This is a genomic window from Peribacillus suis (genome assembly GCF_059384845.1).
In genome coordinates this window covers 230,948-252,654 of sequence record NZ_CM182019.1, presented here as the reverse complement: position 1 = coordinate 252,654, position 21,707 = coordinate 230,948, and the positions used below count along the sequence as shown (strand labels likewise).

The 21,707-nt window shown below is 41.4% G+C and carries 16 protein-coding genes and 1 rRNA gene; 6 read left to right on the top strand and 11 right to left on the bottom strand.

All coding sequences use genetic code 11. The features are described 5' to 3' along the window. Positions 1–157: 157 nt before the first annotated feature. Positions 158–1,708, bottom strand: a 16S ribosomal RNA gene (locus AC503W_RS01305). A gap of 655 nt (positions 1,709–2,363) precedes the next feature. On the opposite strand from AC503W_RS01305, the gene AC503W_RS01300 reads away from it, so the two are divergent. Beyond that, positions 2,364–3,122 carry an alpha/beta hydrolase gene (locus AC503W_RS01300; protein WP_494915732.1) on the top strand — a complete coding sequence of 253 codons (759 nt, stop codon included), beginning with the start codon at positions 2,364–2,366 and terminating at the stop codon, positions 3,120–3,122. Positions 3,123–3,200: 78 nt separating this feature from the next. Continuing rightward, entirely contained in the window at positions 3,201–3,374 is a 174-nt protein-coding gene (locus AC503W_RS01295; RefSeq protein WP_402875643.1) for a CsbD family protein, read from the top strand. 99 nt (positions 3,375–3,473) lie between these two features. Here AC503W_RS01295 and AC503W_RS01290 read toward each other — a convergent pair whose 3' ends face one another. From AC503W_RS01290 to AC503W_RS01270, 5 genes are all read right to left on the bottom strand, one after another. Next, entirely contained in the window at positions 3,474–4,616 is a 1,143-nt protein-coding gene (locus AC503W_RS01290; protein WP_402959216.1) for a PP2C family protein-serine/threonine phosphatase, read from the bottom strand. Between the two features lie 278 nt (positions 4,617–4,894). After that, positions 4,895–5,728 carry a CheR family methyltransferase gene (locus AC503W_RS01285; protein ID WP_402875640.1) on the bottom strand — a complete coding sequence of 278 codons (834 nt, stop codon included), beginning with the start codon at positions 5,726–5,728 and terminating at the stop codon, positions 4,895–4,897. 28 nt (positions 5,729–5,756) lie between these two features. Further along, on the bottom strand, positions 5,757–8,555 hold the full coding sequence (locus AC503W_RS01280) for a response regulator (RefSeq protein ID WP_402959218.1): 2,799 nt from the start codon (positions 8,553–8,555) through the stop codon (positions 5,757–5,759). Positions 8,556–8,873: 318 nt separating this feature from the next. Then, positions 8,874–10,172, bottom strand: a complete 1,299-nt coding sequence (locus AC503W_RS01275) for a hemolysin family protein (protein WP_402875637.1) — start codon at positions 10,170–10,172, stop codon at positions 8,874–8,876. Positions 10,173–10,368: 196 nt separating this feature from the next. Continuing rightward, positions 10,369–10,800, bottom strand: a complete 432-nt coding sequence (locus tag AC503W_RS01270; protein ID WP_402959220.1) for a MerR family transcriptional regulator — start codon at positions 10,798–10,800, stop codon at positions 10,369–10,371. 491 nt (positions 10,801–11,291) lie between these two features. Between AC503W_RS01270 and AC503W_RS01265 the strand changes: the two genes are divergently transcribed. Then, positions 11,292–11,717 (top strand): DUF4395 domain-containing protein, encoded by a 426-nt coding sequence (locus tag AC503W_RS01265; protein WP_494915728.1) that lies wholly within the window; start codon positions 11,292–11,294, stop codon positions 11,715–11,717. 39 nt (positions 11,718–11,756) lie between these two features. Here the strand turns inward: AC503W_RS01265 and AC503W_RS01260 are convergent, their stop codons facing one another. From AC503W_RS01260 to AC503W_RS01245, 4 genes are all read right to left on the bottom strand, one after another. Further along, the gene (locus AC503W_RS01260) at positions 11,757–13,502 is read right to left on the bottom strand and encodes an FTR1 family iron permease (RefSeq protein WP_494915727.1); all 1,746 of its coding nucleotides are present in this window, start codon (positions 13,500–13,502) and stop codon (positions 11,757–11,759) included. 84 nt (positions 13,503–13,586) lie between these two features. After that, positions 13,587–14,873, bottom strand: coding sequence for an iron uptake transporter deferrochelatase/peroxidase subunit (gene efeB, locus AC503W_RS01255; RefSeq protein ID WP_402991425.1), 1,287 nt, complete (start codon positions 14,871–14,873; stop codon positions 13,587–13,589). Continuing rightward, positions 14,874–15,716 (bottom strand): iron uptake system protein EfeO, encoded by an 843-nt coding sequence (gene efeO / locus AC503W_RS01250; protein ID WP_402875627.1) that lies wholly within the window; start codon positions 15,714–15,716, stop codon positions 14,874–14,876. A gap of 165 nt (positions 15,717–15,881) precedes the next feature. Beyond that, positions 15,882–16,370, bottom strand: coding sequence for a MarR family winged helix-turn-helix transcriptional regulator (locus tag AC503W_RS01245; protein ID WP_402991422.1), 489 nt, complete (start codon positions 16,368–16,370; stop codon positions 15,882–15,884). A 133-nt stretch (positions 16,371–16,503) separates the two neighbouring features. Here AC503W_RS01245 and AC503W_RS01240 point away from each other — a divergent pair, with 133 nt between their 5' ends. Then, complete coding sequence (locus AC503W_RS01240; RefSeq protein ID WP_402959230.1) at positions 16,504–18,021, top strand: MDR family MFS transporter; 1,518 nt, start codon at positions 16,504–16,506, stop codon at positions 18,019–18,021. A gap of 167 nt (positions 18,022–18,188) precedes the next feature. Continuing rightward, the gene (locus tag AC503W_RS01235; RefSeq protein WP_407406346.1) at positions 18,189–18,890 is read left to right on the top strand and encodes an SGNH/GDSL hydrolase family protein; all 702 of its coding nucleotides are present in this window, start codon (positions 18,189–18,191) and stop codon (positions 18,888–18,890) included. 42 nt (positions 18,891–18,932) lie between these two features. Here AC503W_RS01235 and def read toward each other — a convergent pair whose 3' ends face one another. Continuing rightward, positions 18,933–19,511, bottom strand: coding sequence for a peptide deformylase (gene def / locus AC503W_RS01230; protein WP_402875621.1), 579 nt, complete (start codon positions 19,509–19,511; stop codon positions 18,933–18,935). 254 nt (positions 19,512–19,765) lie between these two features. Here def and AC503W_RS01225 point away from each other — a divergent pair, with 254 nt between their 5' ends. Continuing rightward, positions 19,766–21,496 (top strand): AAA family ATPase, encoded by a 1,731-nt coding sequence (locus tag AC503W_RS01225; RefSeq protein ID WP_494915724.1) that lies wholly within the window; start codon positions 19,766–19,768, stop codon positions 21,494–21,496. Positions 21,497–21,707 lie beyond the last annotated feature (211 nt).

Here is a 21,707-nt window from a genome sequence, read left to right as displayed (position 1 = left end):
TGATGCTTTGAAAAAAATTAATTGCCTTCTATCTATTATCTAGTTTTCAAGGAACAATGTAGAAAGATCGTCATCACGATGTGATGAGTCCTTCGTAGTTGAATGAATTACTCATTCAAAACTGAACAAAACAAAAGCGCTCTCGTATTATCCTTAGAAAGGAGGTGATCCAGCCGCACCTTCCGATACGGCTACCTTGTTACGACTTCACCCCAATCATCTGTCCCACCTTAGGCGGCTGGCTCCATAAAGGTTACCTCACCGACTTCGGGTGTTACAAACTCTCGTGGTGTGACGGGCGGTGTGTACAAGGCCCGGGAACGTATTCACCGCGGCATGCTGATCCGCGATTACTAGCGATTCCGGCTTCATGCAGGCGAGTTGCAGCCTACAATCCGAACTGAGAATGGCTTTATGGGATTCGCTTACCTTCGCAGGTTTGCAGCCCTTTGTACCATCCATTGTAGCACGTGTGTAGCCCAGGTCATAAGGGGCATGATGATTTGACGTCATCCCCACCTTCCTCCGGTTTGTCACCGGCAGTCACCTTAGAGTGCCCAACTGAATGCTGGCAACTAAGATCAAGGGTTGCGCTCGTTGCGGGACTTAACCCAACATCTCACGACACGAGCTGACGACAACCATGCACCACCTGTCACTCTGTCCCCCGAAGGGGAACGTCCTATCTCTAGGAGTGTCAGAGGATGTCAAGACCTGGTAAGGTTCTTCGCGTTGCTTCGAATTAAACCACATGCTCCACCGCTTGTGCGGGCCCCCGTCAATTCCTTTGAGTTTCAACCTTGCGGTCGTACTCCCCAGGCGGAGTGCTTAATGCGTTAGCTGCAGCACTAAAGGGCGGAAACCCTCTAACACTTAGCACTCATCGTTTACGGCGTGGACTACCAGGGTATCTAATCCTGTTTGCTCCCCACGCTTTCGCGCCTCAGTGTCAGTTACAGACCAGAAAGTCGCCTTCGCCACTGGTGTTCCTCCAAATCTCTACGCATTTCACCGCTACACTTGGAATTCCACTTTCCTCTTCTGCACTCAAGTTCCCCAGTTTCCAATGACCCTCCACGGTTGAGCCGTGGGCTTTCACATCAGACTTAAAGAACCACCTGCGCGCGCTTTACGCCCAATAATTCCGGACAACGCTTGCCACCTACGTATTACCGCGGCTGCTGGCACGTAGTTAGCCGTGGCTTTCTGGTTAGGTACCGTCAAGGTACCAGCAGTTACTCTGGTACTTGTTCTTCCCTAACAACAGAACTTTACGACCCGAAGGCCTTCTTCGTTCACGCGGCGTTGCTCCGTCAGACTTTCGTCCATTGCGGAAGATTCCCTACTGCTGCCTCCCGTAGGAGTCTGGGCCGTGTCTCAGTCCCAGTGTGGCCGATCACCCTCTCAGGTCGGCTACGCATCGTCGCCTTGGTGAGCCATTACCTCACCAACTAGCTAATGCGCCGCGGGCCCATCTATAAGTGACAGCCGAAACCGTCTTTCCATCTTCTCTCATGCGAGAAAAGAACATATCCGGTATTAGCTCCGGTTTCCCGAAGTTATCCCAGTCTTATAGGCAGGTTGCCCACGTGTTACTCACCCGTCCGCCGCTAATCTCAGGGAGCAAGCTCCCATCGATTCGCTCGACTTGCATGTATTAGGCACGCCGCCAGCGTTCGTCCTGAGCCAGGATCAAACTCTCCGAAGAAGTGTTTGACTTGCTCATTTTGCTTTTTTATAGTGTGTGCTCACTCAAAATTTACGTTGGCGCTTTGTTTTGTTCAGTTTTCAAAGAGCAATTTATCTCGTTGTTCGTTAGAACAACTTGTTTATTCATCATAACACACTATCGATTAGTTGTCAACTTCTACGAAGTTTTTAACTTATTTTTAATCGCTGTGTTTTTCAGCGACCATTTCATCTTATCATTTTCTTTATAAGAAGTCAATAGTTTTTATTGTGTCATTTCTTCTAGCCATTCAGCTATAAGCGATGAAGTTTTGCGTTTGTTTTCTTAGTGCTTATTTATATTAATCCTTTTTTTCATAAAAGTCAACGGGTATTTTATAAATTCCTTAGAAGCTTGTGCATCCCCTTTTCCTCTGCTGATTCCAAAGAGATCTACAAGAGATTTTGATTAGTACTATATATAGAAGGAAGGCAACTCTCTATGAGCCCTAAACTCCTTTAACACTCAGATTCAGCCGATTCTTGGCATCTCCTGACATCACCCTATGAAAGGTACCAACTAATATTGACTTGGTGAATTTTCTTATGTTATCATTTAACCAAGTAATATAATCGGAATAGTCATTTTTTATATCAAGTAAACGAACGATAAGAATAGTAAAGGAGATGGTCACATGACAGTTGCAAAGGTTATACCAGGAGCAGAATCATTCTTCTATCCCGGGAACTCTATCGGAATCCTCATTTGCCATGGCTTCAACGGAACCCCACAAAGCGTAGGGTATTTAGGTAAAAGTTTGGCCGCCAAAGGTTACACCGTCTACTCACCTCGCTTACAGGGTCACGGAACACATGAGTTTGAAATGGAAACGATTCCTTACCAAGAGTGGATCAAGGATATCGAGACTGCCTATAAAAAGCTAAAGCAAACCTGTACGCATGTGTTCGCAATGGGGCAATCTATGGGTGGTGCCCTTGTTTTGGATTTGGCAACAAAAGTAGCTTGTGATGGAATAATGACAATCAATGCTGCCCTTCAAGTCCCTGAATATGAAACCTATCGCAACCAAACTGCTCCGCGTTTCATTACAGAAGGGGCTCCTGACATTAAAGACAAAGATACTACAGAAATCACTTATGATCGCGTACCTATCACAGCTATTAATCAGTTGCTTACTATTATGGAACATACGAATGAACAACTCGAGGACATCAGCTGCCCTGCCCTCATCTTCCATTCTCCCGAAGATCATGTTGTCCCATCTCAATGTTCGGACCGAATATATAATTCCGTCAGTTCTCATAGCAAGGAGTTGATCTCCCTTACTAACTCCTTTCATGTTGCTTCGCTTGATTATGATAAAGAATTAATCGTGGAGCGTGCTTATCATTTCATTAAGAAACACAGCAAAGATATTACGATCGCTTCTTAAGATTTTTCTCTCATTATGGTTTACTCAAATATCCCACGGGTATAAGTAAAGTAGACAAAAACAAGGAGGTAACTCATAATGAGCGGATTATCAGACAAGATAAAAGGTACTGTCAATAAAGCAAAAGGTGAAACAAAAGACCAAGTCGGAAACGCTAAGAATGATCCTCACTTACAAGCTGAAGGAAAACTTGATAAATTAAAAGGTAATGTCCAAGAAGGAATCGGCAAGGTAAAAGATTCCCATAGATAAGGTTTTAGAAACCACAATTACATGCCTTACGATCACGACAAGTAAACCCCCACCTATAAACAGAAGAGGCTGCAGATTATTCTGCAGCCTCTTTCTTTATCAAGTAGCTTGGATTACGACCACACACATATCATCAGGTTGGTCGAGATGGAGTTCAGCAGGCATGACCAGATCAATCGGAGCATTTCCCTCGCAATCCAACCAATCCCGTGAAACGACTTCTTTTATTTCATCCAGTCCATCCGTTCCTTCCCTATCGATTGCCTCCATGACTCCATCGGTAAATACAAGAATTTGAATTCTATCTTCATAATGAACAATCGTTTTCTCCACTTTCATCTCCGTGAAGAAACCAACAGGACATGTCCCCTTTGAAAGGGACAACACTTCCCCATCATCCATCAAGGCAAAACCCGGTGGATGACCTGCATTTACATATTCCAGAGTTTTATGTTCTGTATCAATCACCATATAAATGGCAGTGAAATAATAATGAATCGGGTTTTCCTTTTTATTAAGGACACTCATCCAATGATTCATTTCGTTTATCACCGCAACGGGATCCGTGTGTTTTCGGATGGCATCCCTTAGAACAGAGGAAATAAACATACAAACAAGTGAAGCCGATATTCCATGGCCCATCATATCAAGTATAATGATTCCGTACCGTTTTTCATCAATCCGGTGCCAATAGTACATATCTCCGGCTAATTTATTTGCAGGGAGGTAAGATGCTTTTATTGTTAAGTGATTATCTACCACCGGCTCACTCAATAGACTGCTTTGCACTTGCATCGAAAGGTCTAATTCATTCCGTATTTTTTCTTCCTGCATTTTATGCCAGTCTTTTTCATATTTAAGCCTTAACCCTACACGGATTCTGGCTAATAAATCAATTTTGTTAATAGGCTTCATAATATAATCGATTCCACCAACATCCAGAGCCTCGGCCACTTTGTTTGAATCTTCAAGTGCCGTTACAAAAATCACCGGTATGTCTTTTAGGTGTGGTATGTTTTGGAGTCTTCTACAAGCCTCTATTCCATCAATTTCAGGCATCATAATATCAAGTAGTATAATATCAACAGAAGTCTTGATTGGCTGAGGATTGTCCACTTGTAGGTAGTCAAACATTTCATGCGCTGACTTCAATGATAGAAAATCCGTATAGCCAGCTCGCTTAAGAATTTTCTCTATAACGAAGAGATTAACCTGGTTATCATCTACGATTAAAATCGTCATTGCTTTATTCCCCTTTTGGCTTATATCGAGCGGCACTTTTATCTTTTATCATGTACTATATAATGCAAGGCTTTCCTGAAAAAAGAATTCCGAACTATATTATATCTTACTTATGCTACTTTTTAAAAATAAGAATATCTGTGGCAAAAAAGCACAGACCTAACTAATTAAATGTACCCGTTTTTTCAGACACCTAAACTTAAAATATAGTTACATTCAAAAAATTAAACTTTGATAACGAAAAAAGGAGCTCGCCAGGTTTTAGCGAACTCCTTTTTTTATAATTTCCTATAAATCTTCTCTCTTGCATCAAAGTCCTTATACACTTCTGAAAAAGAAGAAGTACGAATGGATTCCTTACTGCCAACCGCAAGAAAGCCGTCCTTACAAAGACTGTCATAAAATAATTGATTTACATAAGTCTGTAACTCTCCGGTAAAGTAAATCATTACATTCCGGCACATGATGATATGAAATTCATTGAATGAACCATCCGTCACGAGATTATGTTGGAAAAACACAACATTTTTAAGCAGGTTTGGATCAAGATAAGCATTTTGATAGTCCGTCGTATAATACTCCGAAAATTCCCGTTTACCGCCTGCTTGTAGATAATTCTTTGTATAAGACTGCATGCGATTGAGGGGTAAAATTCCCTTTTGAGCATGTTCTATTACCGTTTCATTCATGTCGGTTGCATAGATTTTCGCTTTTTCGTAGAGCCCTTCTTCTTTTAGCATGATCGCCATCGAAAAGGCTTCCTCACCAGTTGAACAACCAGCATGCCAGATACGGATTTCAGGAAGTTCCTTAAGCAGTGGAACAAGGTTCGTTCGAAAAGCTTTAAAGAAGTCAGGATCACGAAACATTTCCGTAACATTTATTGAAAAGTCATTCAGAAGTTTTTCAACAAATCCTTTTTCATATAAAACCTTTTCAATCATTCCACTCGCTCTTCTTATATGCTCTAATCTCATCCGATTTTCGACTCTCCGTTGTATGGAAGATCGCATGTACTTTCTGAAATCAAAGCCAGAGACTGAATAAACGGCTTGCAAGAGCAACTCAATCTCTATATTTTCTCGTTCTTCAATCGATAGTGTATCCTTCATTCCATTAAAACCTTCCTTACCCGTACTATTAATTCGTTAGCCATACGCGAAGAACAGACAGTAACTGTTCCAATTTCAATGGTTTACTTACATAGTCAGATGCACCGGCTCTTATACATTTTTCCCTGTCACCTTTCATCGCCTTAGCGGTTAAGGCAATGATTGGGAGATTATCAAACTCATTTTGTTCACGGATTCTAGTCATTGTTTCATAACCATCCATGCCTGGCATCATGATATCCATTAATATGGCATCTATACTCTTTCCTTTATCAAGGATTTCCAAACATTCATAGCCATTTTCCGCTGTAAGGATTTCCATGCCCTCATTTTTCAGAGCGTTTGTCAAAGCAAAGATATTACGGCGATCATCGTCCACTACCAAGACCGACTTGCCGCGGAAAGGATTAGCGTTCTCTTGTGAATCATCATCAAGTATCACCACATCCGGTTTCTCGTCCACTACGCTAGCGGGAGTTCCTTCATGGCTGGCCGCTGCCACTTCCGGGGAAGCAGCAATCGCTTCTCCCATGTTTTTAAAGCCTTCTGGCATGCTTGGAATGAAGAAGGTGAACGTACTGCCTTCACCCTCTTGGCTATCCACTATAACCCATCCGCCTAGTAATTTAGCAAACTCGCGGCATATGGAAAGTCCAAGTCCGGTACCGCCATATTTCCTCATCGTCGCTCCATCGCCTTGTTGGAACGCTTCGAATATTAATTTTTGCTTTTCTTTCGAAATTCCAATGCCCGTGTCCTTCACATTGATTTCAACCCAATTGCTCGCACCTTTCGTTTGAATCCATTGTGCGACTTTTTCTTCGTCAGCCTTTTTAATCTGAACAGAGACTGAACCTTTTTCGGTGAATTTAAAAGCATTGGACAACAGGTTTTTAAGAATTTGTTGGAACCGCTGTTCATCAGTGAAGAAAATATCAGGTACATCCTTATCTTTTCTAACGATGAAATCGATATTCTTCTTCTTCGCTACGTGATCGAAGTTTCGATGTAACAATTCCGGTAACTCACTCATATTCATTTCCTCAAAGACAACTTCAAGCTTCCCAACCTCGACTTTTGATAAGTCCAGTATGTCATTGATGAGCGTTAATAAATCCTGACCGGACGAATTAATGACACGGGCGAATTCCTTCTGTTCCTCATTCAATTTACTGTCATTCGTGTCAGATAGCATTTCCGACAGAATCAAGATGCTATTAAGCGGTGTCCGTAATTCATGGGACATATTGGCCATGAATTCGGATTTGTATTTTGAACTTAGTTTTAATTCTTCTGCTTGTTTTTCAAGATTTAGTTTGGCAATTTGAAGCTCTTTTGATTTGTCTTCCGTTTCACGGTTTCTCTCTTCTAATTGCTCGTTAATCATCCGCAATTCCTCAGCCTGTGTCTGCAGTTCCTCTGATTGGGCCTGCATTTCTTCTGACTGGGATTGCAATTCTTCTGATTGAGCTTGTAGCTCTTCAGTCTGTGCTTGTGACTCTTTCAATAGGCGTTCAATTTCCATTCGGCCTTCGACATTGTTGATTGTAATCCCCAAAGTGTCCAAGACTTGAGTCAAGAAATGTTTCTGCAATTTAGAGTAATTCTCCAAGCTTGCCAATTCGACCATAGCTACCACTTCATCCTCAAAAATGACGGGAGCAATAACGATACTTTTAGGGTTTACTTCACCTAACCCTGTTGTAACCAAGTGGAAGTCTTCGGGAATCTTCTCAATGAATTCTATTTTTCTTTCAAGGGCGCATTGGCCAATCAAGCCTTCCCCCATACGGAATTCACGTCTTCCCGCACCTTCACCATCGCCTGCGAAACTGGAGATTTTTACAAAACGCATATTTTCCCCTTCACCGCGTCTGATATAAAACGCCCCAAGAGACGCCCCCATCATCGGTGCAAGTCTGGTGATGAACCTGTCAGCAAGCACTTCTACATCAACAATGCGTTGGTACATGGTCGCAATATCAGCAACTCGGGTTTGTATCCAGTTGCGCTCGCTAATTTTCTCAGTGAACTCTTTTTCCTTACGATTATACGTTTCAAGTGATACGGCCATTTCATTGAAGGAACGAGCGATATCGCCTATTTCATCATTTGTGCGAATAGGAATTCTCGGTACAACCGATAAATTTTTAAAATCAATATTGTTGATGACCTTCGTAATGGATTGCAAATCTTTTGATGTGCTGCGTATCATCCATGCGACAGTCAAGGAAATGACTAGAATACTAAGGATGACTGCGAAAATAGTGAAATTAATCATATCTTCATAGGTTTGCTTCGCATTACTTAACGTATCATTCATAACACTTTCTTGATAATTTTTAAAAGCACCCATCGTACTGATAACCTTTGTCCGCTTATCCCTTTGATCATCCATTAGTCTGCTAATGTCCGTCGTTGGGTTTTTCGATTGTATGTTTTGGATGATTTGTGCCTCGGTTATAGAGTATGTGGCATATTGTGTTTCAAACTCTTTCAATAATTGCCTTGCCTTCGCTTTATTTAACGTACCCGACAATTCAGCGATTTGCGACTCAATCAGGCTGTGGTTTTCATTGATGACTTTAAGGCTTTCCGCTCTTTCTGCCTTGTTGGCCTCATTTGCCGCAAATAAAATTTCACGGTCTGACTGTGTAAACAACTGGCGTATTTCCATCGCGGCAGAAACTTTATAATAACGGTCCTCCACGATTTCAGTCATACTGCCTTTTAGATTATTGAGTGTAAACACCATAAAAGAAAGGAGTATAGCTAAAAAAAGCAGGATTAAACCGAATCCCAGCATTTGTTTTCTCTTAAAACCCATTTTACCCACCCGCCTTTTTTCATTATTTATAGTAAGCGAATATTATTTACCACTCCAAATATATGAGCCTATCCCTTACATTCCATCCTATTTAACTTGCATTTGGTTATGCAGCAAGATTTAATGTCCACTCCCTATTTTATCATTCTTATACAGTAAATAGATACCTTGAGCGTCACTTTTCCAACATTTGAATGGCCATTTCAACCAGAATCCTACCTTTGAACTATCCTAAAATCCGGCATTTTTACTGGGATACCATCTTCTAACCCAAACAAAAAAACCGGACGCTACACACGCCCGATTTTCCACCTATGATTATTTGATTTTTTTTACTTCAACATATAAAACATGATGGCCATCCATCTCTGTGACGGTAAAATTATATCCTTCAAATTCAATTTGGTCACCAACGGCAATTTCAAATCTACCTGTCAGGAACCATCCTCCCAAAGTATCTATATCATCTTCAGGTAATTGGATGGCAAGGGTATCATTAACATCTTCAATTAACGTCTTTGCATCAAAAACATAATGTCCCTCATCTACTTTTTGGATAAGTGGTCGTTCATCCTGGTCAAATTCATCACGGATTTCCCCGACGATTTCTTCAAGTATATCTTCCACCGTAACTAGACCAGCTGTACCACCATACTCATCAGTCAAAACAGCCATATGAATCCGTTCCTTCTGCATTTTCAGAAGCAAGTCATGGATAGGAATAGTTTCCAGAACCCGTATCACGGGTGTAACGAAACTATCCACCGTCAATTCCGAAACATTCTTCTCGGTGATGGTCGCTGTATAAAGACGTTTAATATTGACCATTCCCACTACATTATCCTTATCACCATCTATGACAGGGTAACGTGTATACTGTTCTTCTTGAATGAGCTCCACAACTTCCAATAGTGGCATTCCTATTTCAATAACAGTCATTTCCGTTCTCGGAACCATGATTTCATTGGCATTACGCTCATCAAATTCAAAAATTTGATTTACATATTTATATTCCGATTGATTGATCTCACCACTTTTGTAGCTTTCCGATAAGATAATCCGCAGTTCTTCTTCCGAGTGAGCCATTTCAGTCTCGGAAGCCGGCTTTAATCCAAACATGCCTGTAAGGACACGTGCCGAACCATTCAATACCCAGATGAATGGGTATAATATGCGGTAAAAAAGAATCAATGGCTTAGAGAACAGTAACGTTATTTCCTCAGCCTTTTGAATTGCAACCGTTTTTGGCGCAAGTTCACCAATAACAACGTGTAAGAATGTAACGGACGCAAAAGCAATCACGAAAGAAAGAATGTGACTTAACGATTCCTCGACACCCCATCTATGGAATAGGGGTTCAAGAATAGCCTCCACTGTGGGTTCACCCAACCAACCCAATCCTAATGCAGTGACTGTTATCCCCAGTTGACATGCAGATAAATACTCATCGATATGTGAAATCACTTTTTTTGCTGCCAGTGCACTTTTATTTCCCTCTTCAATCAATTGATTGATGCGGGAACTTCTGACTTTAACGATTGCAAATTCCGAGGCAACAAAAAATGCGGTTAATGCTATTAATACAGCTACTGCTAATAATTTTATAAATATCTCCAATATGTTCGGGTTTCCCACCGATTCCTTATCCTAGTTATATGAAAAGAATCAATAGTTCAGTCCCAAGCACCTCCTGTATAAATGGTGATTTCTATTATGTCAAACGAAATATGAATGTCGTATCCTAAACCATTTAGTGAAATGCCCTTAAGAGTAATATGCACCTTCGTGCAATAAACTATCGGGATAATTTTCTTTAAATTAACAACACTAATAATGATTGAATCAACGCAATGCTTTCATGAGAAACCTGTTTTTTTAGAAGAAGTTCATTTTTTCCATCCTTTTCAATCAGGCTAATCACTTCCCGCAATTCCTCATTCAAGCCATCCATTTTACTTTTTAGTTGAAGTCCCGTTTCCTCGATTTCAGTAAGGGGCTTCGCATTTGGTTTTACAAGTTCTTTTATCTCTTCCAAAGAAAAGTTTTTTCTTTTATATTTCTCAATAAGGCGCAATCGCTCAAGTTCCTCAACTGAGTAATAGCGGTAGTTAGAGGCGGAACGTTCTGCTTTTAGCAGACCCTTATTCGTGTAATAGTCCACCGTTCGCTTCGTAACATTTGCCATGCTTGCCAGCTCACCGATTTTCAATGTCTCGTTCCCAATATAACCCCTCCCAACCGTCACGTGATGGTTTTGGCCTTCTGGAGGACTACTCCATATCCTACCGTGACATTTTCACCTATTCTCTAATCCTACAACATTTCTATTCTTTTGAAAAATATTTATTATGGATTACCTAATAAATATAGAAAGGCATTTACCTATACCCTTCTATATAGACAAAAAAACCGACTATCATGCCAATAGCCGGTTTACTATATTTTTATGATAATCGATTATTTTTTTGTTTTTGTTGAGAATGGATTACTCAGTATTTTGGGACCGCATTGGCATAAAGAAGAGTGTTTTAATCTTTTTATTGGTGTACCGCATGTTTCACAAACTTTTGCTACCATCATACCGTCCTCCTTTTTATTTCATATTAGTATTATACTACCTCTCTTATAATAATCAATACTAAATTAAAATAATTATAAACTAAAAAATTCCCCTTCCCAAATCATGTATAAACAGATAAAATAATATAAAACTCATCAGAAAGGTTGGTTTTTAATTTGTCAGATAAAATCCATCCCATTCCGCGTCCTCTAGTCCGAACAAATCAGTGGGTCATATTTTTAAGCGTAGTCCTCGCTTTAGCAACCGATCAAAAATGGATACTGGCCATACCTTTAGTAGCGGGGCTATCTGGTCTTCTTTTACATTTTAATCCGGTTATGCGCCTTGCAAAGCTCTTTCTGAAGAAGGACCCCTCTAAATACATTCCTGAAGATCCTGCACAGCAACAGTTTAACCAGGTTATTGCAGTGGTTTGCCTAGGTTTCGGCTTACTCTCCTTCTTACTGGGCTTCAACGTTATCGGCTATGTGCTAACCGTAATGGTCGGGATGGCCTCATTTATTGCCATCCTTGGATTCTGCATTGGTTGCTTCATCCTTTATCAATGGAAACAATATACTTATCGCCGTTCTCTTCATTAAAAAGGGAGGCCTGACATGATTAATGTCAGGCCTGCTTTTTTATGCAACTGCAGAATTATTCTTTTTAACCCAAATCGCAGCCACTATAATCAGGAGTAACAATACCATTTGAGGTACTATCGTTTCCACTGTCGGATAAAGGCCGATCCATTCAATGAACGGGAACGTGTGAAGTGTATGCGTCTTAATCACTTGAGAAACTTGAAGTGCATGGATGGAGACACCAAGAATCTTAAATGCCAATGCATAGATGAAGATCGTCGCCACTTTGAAAAAGACCGTCATCGGTAGCTTAACGCTGTAACGGAGCATGACGAAACCAATGACCATCAATATCAAGCAGGCAATCAATATCCCGGTCAATAGCTGTTTCAGTTCCATATACGGAGCCATTCCGGTATAAAAGATGATCGTCTCCGCTCCTTCTCGGAAAATCGATAGGAAACTAATTAACGCAAAAGACAAGATACTGCCTGTTGCAATAGCATGGTCCATTTGCTTGCCGATATAACGGTTCCATGCATGGATGTTCGATTTACTATGAAGCCACATTCCGATGGTCAGCATCATTAGCACTGCGATTATGCCCGTGATTCCTTCAATATACTCCCGGCTTGAGGCAGCGGTAATCTGTGAAAATACAATATTGATAATAACGGCAAGGATTGCACTTGCTGCCAAGCCAGCCCCGACGCCAGACCAAATCCACTTTTGTTTGTCTGCCTGTCCAATTTTCTTTAGGAAGGACAACAGTGTTGCCACGATAAGGAGAGCTTCCAGTCCCTCACGTAAAAGAATCAAGGCCGCATCCCATGTCGTATAGCTCGTATCATCAATTAAAGGAAGTAGTCGTGCATGTAAATCGGAAACGATTTCTTTCGCTTCCTTTGCTTGTATCTTCTTCGATTGCAGTAAGCTAATGGCGGTTGGTACCTTAGTCTCCATGTCACTGTACAGCTTACTGTCCCTCGTAGAAACTTCTCCTTCGACATTTGGCCAAATCATTAATACTTCATTCAACTGGTCAATTGCCGAATTGATATCGTTTCCTTCCATATCCTTAACACTACTTTGTAGAAGGTCTGTTACATCGCTCAACGTATAAGTCTGCTGGTCTTCTTTTTCTACCTTGCCTTCCAGAAAGCCTTGAATTAGCCCTTTCAGTTCGTCAAGATTAGTTCGTGCCTTTTCTGGATCTGGAGGATCCTGCGTGATGGCTATCCGAACAAAGGCCATATAGGTTTCCATCTTACCGTACGAAGCAACACTTTCCTCCCGTACTACAAGTTCCGCATTATTCCATTGATTGAGGAGGTTTTGATACTGACTTTTAGCTTTGCTGAAGTCCTCTTCGCTAATCGTCGCATCTAAATCATCGATTAATGGAAGTAACGCTTCTAGGCGATCTTTATAATCGGTTTTATCAACCGGATTTTCTGCCGTATCATACTGAACAAGGGCACTTGATAAAGCGGATAACTTCTTTTTCATTTCTCCTGCGTCTTCTTGATTATTCACAGCGTTTTTCAAAGACAGTAATGAATCGTCAACTTTTTTGGCATCCTCACTGTCCGTTTTTATCACATTCCAGTCCTTTTCAAAAAGAGAGAGATTACTGGAAACCGATTCAAGATCTCCAGACTTCACTTTCATTAGGCTGTCTCCAATATATACGAAAAGCTGATCGTGATTTTCCCCGGCTGAAACACCTGGTATAGCAGACATTAAAAATATGAAACTAGTTAATAAAACGAACAATCCCGTTCTCCATTTAAAAACAGACATGACAAACTCCCCTTTTATGATAAAAACCGCCAACCCGGATTCCCATCCATGCTGGCGATTTTATGGTCTCTCATTTTACTAAATTCATCCGAAAAGGGACTCCCCGATATAGCCACCTTTTTTTACACCCGGCAAGCAAGCAAATATAGCGCTCCCCCGGTGGATGATATATTCATTTAACTTATCATTCTTTGAAAGACGTTCTTGCATCGGGATAAATTGTTTACTTGGGCTTCGTTGGAAACAAATAAACAGAAGCCCCGCATTGAAGCTTCCAGTCTTAGGATCCATTCCATCAGCATATGAATAGGGACGTCGCAGAATCTTAGCTGTTCCATCACCACGGGATAGGATCATATGGGAGTTTTCAGGAATGACCCGATTTCCGTTTTCATCCTTAACATGTTCATCAACCGTATCGAATTCATTCTTCATCCCTAATGGGGCACCGCTGTCACGATGACGACCAAATGTATTTTCCTGCTCTTTCAACGTGGTCCGATCCCACACTTCAATGTACATTTGAATTCGGCGGACGACCATATAGCTACCGCCTGCAAGCCAAGAAGGGCCATCCCCCGGCTTTACCCAGACATGTTGGTTCATCTCACTGCTTTTCTTCGTATCCGGATTCACGGTTCCATCTTTAAAACCAAACAAATTACGAGGCGTCGTTTTTTGAGAATCAGCCTTTTTCGTACGTTGAAAACCTGTTTGAGCCCAATGGATTATCGTCTTTCCTCTACCGATCCTCACCAGATTCCGGACGGCATGAAACGCAACCTGGAGATCGTCTGCGCAGGCTTGAATGCAAATGTCCCCTCCACTCCATGATTCTTCTAAGGCATCTAAAGAAAATGAAGGAAGATCTTTCAATTCGGCAGGTTGTTTAGACTTCAAGCCAAAGCGGTCTTTCCCATTCTTCGTAAATAGACTAGGACCTACTCCAAAGGTGATCGTCAAGTTAGAGGGGGATAATTCTTCTACTTCCCCTGTATCTTTTGGTGGCATGCTCCTGTTCGAGGAAGCTTCGCCTACCGATTTGCCAGATGTCATCTGGGCCGCCGCTGCTGTCCAATCTTTAAATAATTGAATTAAGTCTGACCTTTTTTCGGATGTCACTTCTAACGAAGCAAAATAAAGATTATCCTGAGCTTCTGTAGTGATTCCCGCTTGATGAGGCCCATAGAAAGGGACAGTATCATTCGTTTGTCCCTTTGCCTTTGAGTCAGATAGAGCTAGCATCCCGCCTAGGCCCGATGCGCCTATTACAACTCCAACCCCACCGATGCCAGCTGTTTTCAACATATCACGACGGCTTACCTTTTTGGAAAAAAGTGAAGTTTCGTCATTTGATATTTGTTCTTTCAATTAAGACTCCTCCATTACAATTCCTATTTGCGAAAGTGGCTCAGCTAAAGCGTCGATAGCCTGGCTTAATGATTTAACCTCGGATTTTGTTAAATCCGTATAAGAAACGTATCCATCACCATCTTTATGTTTTTCAAGCAAGCTGTAAACTCCGGCAAAACGCTCTTTGATTTCAGTTGTAAGCGCCTCGTCTTTTTCCTTAAGGGCAGGTGTCAATAATTCATATATTTTTTCAGCGCCCTCTACATTTGCAACGAAATCATACAAATCCGTATGAGAATAGCGGTCTTCTTCTCCAGTCACCTTGGATGTTGACACTTCATTAAGTAAGTCAACGGCCCCAGTGATTAACACATCAGGTGTTACTTCTACTGTTTCCACTTTAGCACGCAACAAATTAACGTCCTTCATTAATTGTTCAGCATACTCTTCATAACCCTTTGTTGTGTTTTCTTCCCATAACCCCATCTCAATTCGGTGGTATCCGCCCCACTCTTTTTCCTCAACATCACCCTCACGCGCATCGATTTTAGGATCAAGATCTCCAAAAATTTCAGCGATAGGTTCAGCGCGCTCATAATGCATGCGAGCCGGTGCATATAACTGCTTCGCTTTTTCAATGTCTCCAGACGTTACTGCCGTCGTGAATTCTTCCGTCGCTTTTACAAACTCTTCTATTTCACCTATCGCAAATTCCCGATAGTCGTTGGATACACCATCCAGCGCACTCGCACTTGTCTCCTTAGCATCCACCTCTGCAGGCTTGGTTTCTTCATTTTTCTGCGAACACCCAAATAATAGGCTGGTTGATAATAAAACGGCTAAGGTTGCTTTCGTTTTCATACTCTAAACTCTCCCCTGAAAATATATATTAATTCTAGATTTATATTAGCAGTAGTGAGAATCATTATCAATATATATTTTGTTCCAATTTACATTTCAGTTATCAAGGTAGACCATACTTTTATAACCTTATTTGGTGAATAGCTTATGGGGACAAATAATTACTTATTTCAAGAACTCTTTTCGTTCTTTCATTAATATTTCATTTTCTTTTTCCATGATTTTCGTAATATCTTCAATAAATCGAAGAATGATCGTGAGTTCTTTATCTTCATAGGACGTGCAAAGATCTTTTGTGGCTGCAGATAGTGAATGATAATGTGATTTAATCTGTTCTTGCCTTGATGCTATGGGGACAATCTTTACCCGTCTACCATCTATATGATCTCTTTCCCTTTTTACATAGCCCGATTTTTCAAGACGGTCGATGAGCGTCGTGACCGAGCCTGTGCTCAACCCTGTAATCTTCGCCAGCTCTCCAGCTGTAATAGGGCCCGTTTCATTCAATATTTCAGCAGTCTTTAAATCCGTGTGAGCCACACCTATTTTGTGAGCCATATTCTGTTGGAACAATACAGACCTCATTCCGTACCTTTGCAGGCTCCGGGTTAAACTCTCTAAAAGGTCTGAATTCAACCCATTATCGCTTGACATAAAATGCCACCCCTTTTACACTTGAATTTATCTTGATAATCAAGATAAATATTTAGTTTCCATAATAGTGATTATCATTCATTCATGCAAATGAATAAACGAATTGTTTCATAAAAAGGGAGGAAAAAACATTTTGGAGAAACAACCAAAACATCAAAAGTTTATAGTTGCCGGACTGTTATTGGGAATTTTGATGTCAGCAATGGATAATACGATTGTTGCAACCGCCATGGGGACGATTGTTTCCGATTTAGGCGGGTTCGATAAGTTTGTCTGGGTGACATCGGCCTATATGGTCGCCACGATGGCAAGTATGCCGATATTCGGCAAACTCTCCGATATGTACGGTCGGAAGCGATTTTTCATTTTTGGGCTTGTCGTCTTTTTAATTGGGTCTGCCCTATGCGGCATGGCTCAAAGCATTGTCCAGTTAAGTATTTTCAGGGCCATTCAGGGTATTGGTGGAGGTGCCTTGATGCCAATTGCCTTTACCATCGTCTTTGATATTTTCCCACCTGAAAAACGCGGGAAACTTACCGGTCTTTTCGGGGCTGTATTTGGGGCATCTAGTGTATTAGGTCCTCTATTAGGAGCTTATATTACGGAGTATGCCAGCTGGCATTGGATTTTCTACGTCAACGTTCCAATCGGCTTCATCTCGTTATTCTTCATTCTTCGTTATTACAAGGAAAAGGCCAATACGCATGAACAGAAAATCGATTATAGCGGGGCCGCGACTCTCGTTATCGCTGTCGTCAGTTTAATGTTCGCCCTCGAGCTTGGTGGCGAGTATGGATGGACTTCATCTCCTATCCTTGCTTTGTTTGCAAGTTTTGTCGTGTTTTTTGTTTCATTTTTCTTTTTCGAAAAAAGGGCCAAAGATCCCATTATCTCATTATGGTTATTTAAAAGGCGGTTATTTGCAACGTCTCAGATCTTGGCAATCCTATACGGCGGAACGTTCATCATTTTAACTGTATATATTCCGATTTTCGTGCAGGCTGTTTATGGAGGTTCGGCTACCAATGCAGGGTTAATCCTAACCCCAATGATGCTGGGGTCCGTTGTCGGTAGTGCTATCGGGGGAATATTCAATTCCAAGACCAGCTTCCGCAACTTAATGACGATTTCCGTCGTTTGTTATTTTGCAGGAATGCTATTATTAGGAACGTTAACCCCGGAAACCAGCAGGACACTACTAACGTGTTATATGATTCTTACTGGATTCGGTATGGGCTTCTCATTCTCCCTTCTACCGATCGCTTCCATCCACAACTTGGAACCGAGGTATCGTGGGTCTGCTAACTCAACCAATTCATTCCTCCGTTCGTTTGGGATGACATTAGGCGTTACCATTTATGGGGCGATACAGAACAACGCCTTCACAAGTAAGATGGCGGATGCCTTTAAAGGAATGCAAGGCGGGCCGGAAACATCTGTTCTTACGCAGGATCCACGTCAGCTATTCCAGTCAGATGCGCGGGCCCAAATTCCAGATATGATTCTGGATAAAATCGTGTATGCCATGTCTGATTCGATATCATTAATCTTCACTTTAGCCCTGATTCCTATTGGTTTGGCAGCAATCGTTGTTTTCTTCATGGGAAAAGCAAGAGTGGAAACGTCACCAAAGGAAAAACCGTCACACTGAATGTTTAAGCGCTGGATTTCCAGCGCTTTTTAAAGTTTTCATTAAAGAAAATCGGGTATCCTTTTAATAAAACAACATTCTTTCAAGAATGAAAAATTTTAGTTTGCCGAAATACAATTATGCCACTAAAATGATAAGTAACACATTAACCGATCGAGGTGAAAATTTTGAGAATTGTCTGTTTTGGAGATAGTTTAACAAGAGGTATCTCCTACGTTAAAGGCCGGCTTCGTATCATTAAAGAGAATTACCCAAGCTCTTTAGCGAAGTTGACAGAGTCCTTGCCATTCGTTGAAGTTTTGAATAAAGGGGTCTTTAATGACAATTCTGACTTGCTAGTTAGCCGTGTCCAGAAAGATGTCATGTCAGAAAACCCCGATATCGTATTGATAGAAGTCGGTGGTAACGATTGTAATTTCCATTGGGAGGAAGTCGCAAAGAATCCTGAAGGAGACCATGAGCCTATCGTTCCGATTGAACGGTACCTTGAAAATATCACTCAACTCGTCAAGCAAGTTCAGGACAAGCATGTCACACCCTTTCTTTTAACTCTTCCCCCACTGGATCCCGCCAGATATTATCGGTCGATTGCCGATCGATTCGGACCATCCATCGGACATTTTGTCTCTCAAGTCGGTGGGATTGAACATTGGCATGGCATGTATAACCGCCAGTTAAAAAAACTGGCCGAGGATTTGAAGGTTCCATTGATCGATGTGCGTTCTTATATAAAGTCTGCCGGTGATCTGGAACATTTAATCAGTGACGATGGCATTCACCTTACGTCAGAAGGATACCAGCATATGAGCAAGGCCATATTCAGTGATTTAAAAAAGCATTTGGCAAAGCAAACACTGTCACAACCTTAAACAAGCAAAAAGGCAAAGCATGGGGGCTTTGCCTTTTTACCATTATAAGCTCTTCACTTCCACATTTTCTGGAAGCTTGAAAGGATTCTCGGAATTGATTCGGTCATAAAACATCATTCCATTTAAATGGTCCAGCTCATGTTGAAAAACAATCGCCGCAAATCCTTTCAATCGCATCTCGATTTTCTCTCCATTGCTGTCCAATGCTTTAATTTTCACCCGCTCATAACGAGGCACATATCCTTTGATATCACGATCCACAGAAAGGCAGCCTTCACTTTGAGGTAAGTAAATCATGGATGCCGAATGGCTGACAATTTTCGGATTCACTAAAGCATATTCGTAGACCTTTCCTTTTTCATCTGGAAAATACATAACGAACATTCGTTTATTCAGGCCAATTTGGTTGGCTGACAAGCCTACCCCTTCTCGTAAGTGGTACTTCTTTTGAAGTTTAGGATCTTGGCTGTTTTTTAAATACTGCATCATGCATTCTAATGTTTCTCGGTCTTCGTCAGAAATTGGCAGGCTAACTTCATCAGTCACCTGACGCAGAATTGGATCGCCTTCCCGAACAATATCCTTCATCGTAATCATATAATCCCTCATAAATTTATTCATAAATGTTCAACTCATCTACCTTTATATTTTTTCATCACTAAGACCATTTCACTTTAGCATTTCATTTTTAAAAAGTCTATCATGCAGGTTAACAACTGGATGTCCACTATCCGACTCAGTCCTTAGGGAAAAGCGGCACCCCTCACATAAATCAAAACATGGAAGTATTTACCTTTATTTTTAGGACTTATGACCTATGGTTAACGCGTTTAAAAATTTTATACTGAATATATATTCTTAAAGGAGATGAAATATTGAACTCGAACTCAAAATTAGTTTCGAAGTTGCTGCCGTTCATAACGGTGTTCATTGTGATAATTGGTGTTATATCTTGGTACGTTGTGACTCAGTCAAAAGAAATGGTCGTTCCTTTCTCGTCCGTTGAAAAGACCATTCAGGCCCAAAATGGTGCCCTCGTCTCTATTGAAGAAAAGCGAAATGGAACACTTCATATCACTACACCAGAAGGTAAATATGTCTCTAACATCCCTCCGAACAGTCAAATGGTCAACAAACTAGTCGAAACTTATAACGTTCGCTATTCATTTTCATCGACAAATAAGTCTGCATTATGGATTTTAGGCGGATTGCTGGCGGCACTAGTCACAACCGCAATTATTATACAGAAGAAATCAAAAGGCGGTTTACGCGTAAAAAGCAAGAAACAAAATATCTCTACACCTAGAGCACTTCCCGATATAACCTTAGCCGATATAGGTGGTTTGCAACCCGAAATCAAACAAGAGATCCTGCAAACCCTCACCACTCTAAAAGAACCGGAGCGTTCAGCTAAAATTGGAATCAAGCCTCCACAAGGCATCTTACTATACGGTCCTCCAGGAACCGGGAAAACATTATTGGCACAGGCCATTGCAAAAGAATTGGGCGCCAACTTCTTTTCGACTAGCGGTTCGGCCTTCAATGAAATGTTCGTTGGAGTGGGGGCAGCTCGTGTGCGTAGCCTTTTTCAAAATGCCCGGAAACAATCACCTGCTGTCATTTTCATCGACGAAGTGGACGCATTGGCCGGTAAACGGAAAGCCCATGGTGGGGAAGAAGCTGAAAAAACCTTGACGGAACTTCTTGTCCAGTTAGACGGAGGCCATTCAAACGAAGGCATTCTATTCGTCGCAGCCACAAACAGAAAGGACATGCTTGATGAGGCATTTCTTCGTCCAGGCAGAATCGATTTCTCGTTCCAGGTGCCGATTCCTGATACAAACGGAAGAAAAGAAATCATTGCCATTCATACAAAAGGGAAGAAACTGGCGGCCGATGTCCTTTCTTCCTTGGATGAATTAGCTGAGAGTACATCCGGGTTCTCCGGGGCGGATTTACGTTCCTTGTTTGAAACAGCTTCTCGTCATGCGCTACGTCATGATCAGGAAATGATTCGCAAACAAGATCTTGATTACGCGATTGACCGGACCATTCTAGGGGCTACTTCCCGAACGTTGAGCGATATGGATACAAAGCGGCGGGTGGCCATTCATGAAAGTGGACATGCCCTGATTGCTGCCCTCACTAAACCGGGTTCTGTTCGAAAAGCGACCATCATCCCTCGTGGCGAGGCCCTTGGGTATGTGGCGCCGATTCCTAAAGAACTTCATTTAGCTACGGCAAGTGAGTTGCTAGATCAAGTGAAAATGATTTTAGCAGGCGGTGTCGCAGAAAGAATGTTTCTTGGTGAACATAGTGTCGGAGTTGGTGGAGACGTTCAACAGGCAAAGCATTTGCTTGAACAAATGGTCGATACGGGCATGTTGCAAGACGGCTTCACCTTAACATTCAATAAAGGTGAGAAAGAACAAAAAATGCAAGCCCTTTTCACCCAGGCCATTCAAGAAACGGAAAAACTGATCGAATCAAACCGTTCACAATACGAAGAGCTTGTAGAGGTCCTGTTGAAAAAAGAGACGATTGACGGCACAGAGGTCCAAAATATAGTGGATGTACAAGAGCCAAAGGTTCTTTCGTTTTCATAAGGTCTTAATATATAGGCAAAGAACCCAATCTGAATGTTCAAATTGGGTTCTTTTTTTGATGGTCCTTGGTCTAGCTATGAATAATGACCGGATTTTTCCTACTTTTATGACTGCATCCCATTGAACAATATTTATTTGATGCAGTTCTTGGTTTAAAGGGTCGATTACATGATTCACAATGTCTTATTGGATATTTTATATAAGCCTTTCC

Coding starts and splice junctions, on each gene's coding strand:
- efeO (WP_402875627.1), bottom strand. CDS start 15,716: ATGAAAACGAAAGCAACCTTAGCCGTTTTATTATCAACCAGCCTATTA.
- AC503W_RS01260 (WP_494915727.1), bottom strand. CDS start 13,502: ATGTCTGTTTTTAAATGGAGAACGGGATTGTTCGTTTTATTAACTAGT.
- def (WP_402875621.1), bottom strand. CDS start 19,511: ATGAATAAATTTATGAGGGATTATATGATTACGATGAAGGATATTGTT.
- AC503W_RS01280 (WP_402959218.1), bottom strand. CDS start 8,555: ATGGGTTTTAAGAGAAAACAAATGCTGGGATTCGGTTTAATCCTGCTT.
- AC503W_RS01290 (WP_402959216.1), bottom strand. CDS start 4,616: ATGACGATTTTAATCGTAGATGATAACCAGGTTAATCTCTTCGTTATA.
- AC503W_RS01285 (WP_402875640.1), bottom strand. CDS start 5,728: ATGAAGGATACACTATCGATTGAAGAACGAGAAAATATAGAGATTGAG.
- AC503W_RS01295 (WP_402875643.1), top strand. CDS start 3,201: ATGAGCGGATTATCAGACAAGATAAAAGGTACTGTCAATAAAGCAAAA.
- AC503W_RS01245 (WP_402991422.1), bottom strand. CDS start 16,370: ATGTCAAGCGATAATGGGTTGAATTCAGACCTTTTAGAGAGTTTAACC.
- AC503W_RS01300 (WP_494915732.1), top strand. CDS start 2,364: ATGACAGTTGCAAAGGTTATACCAGGAGCAGAATCATTCTTCTATCCC.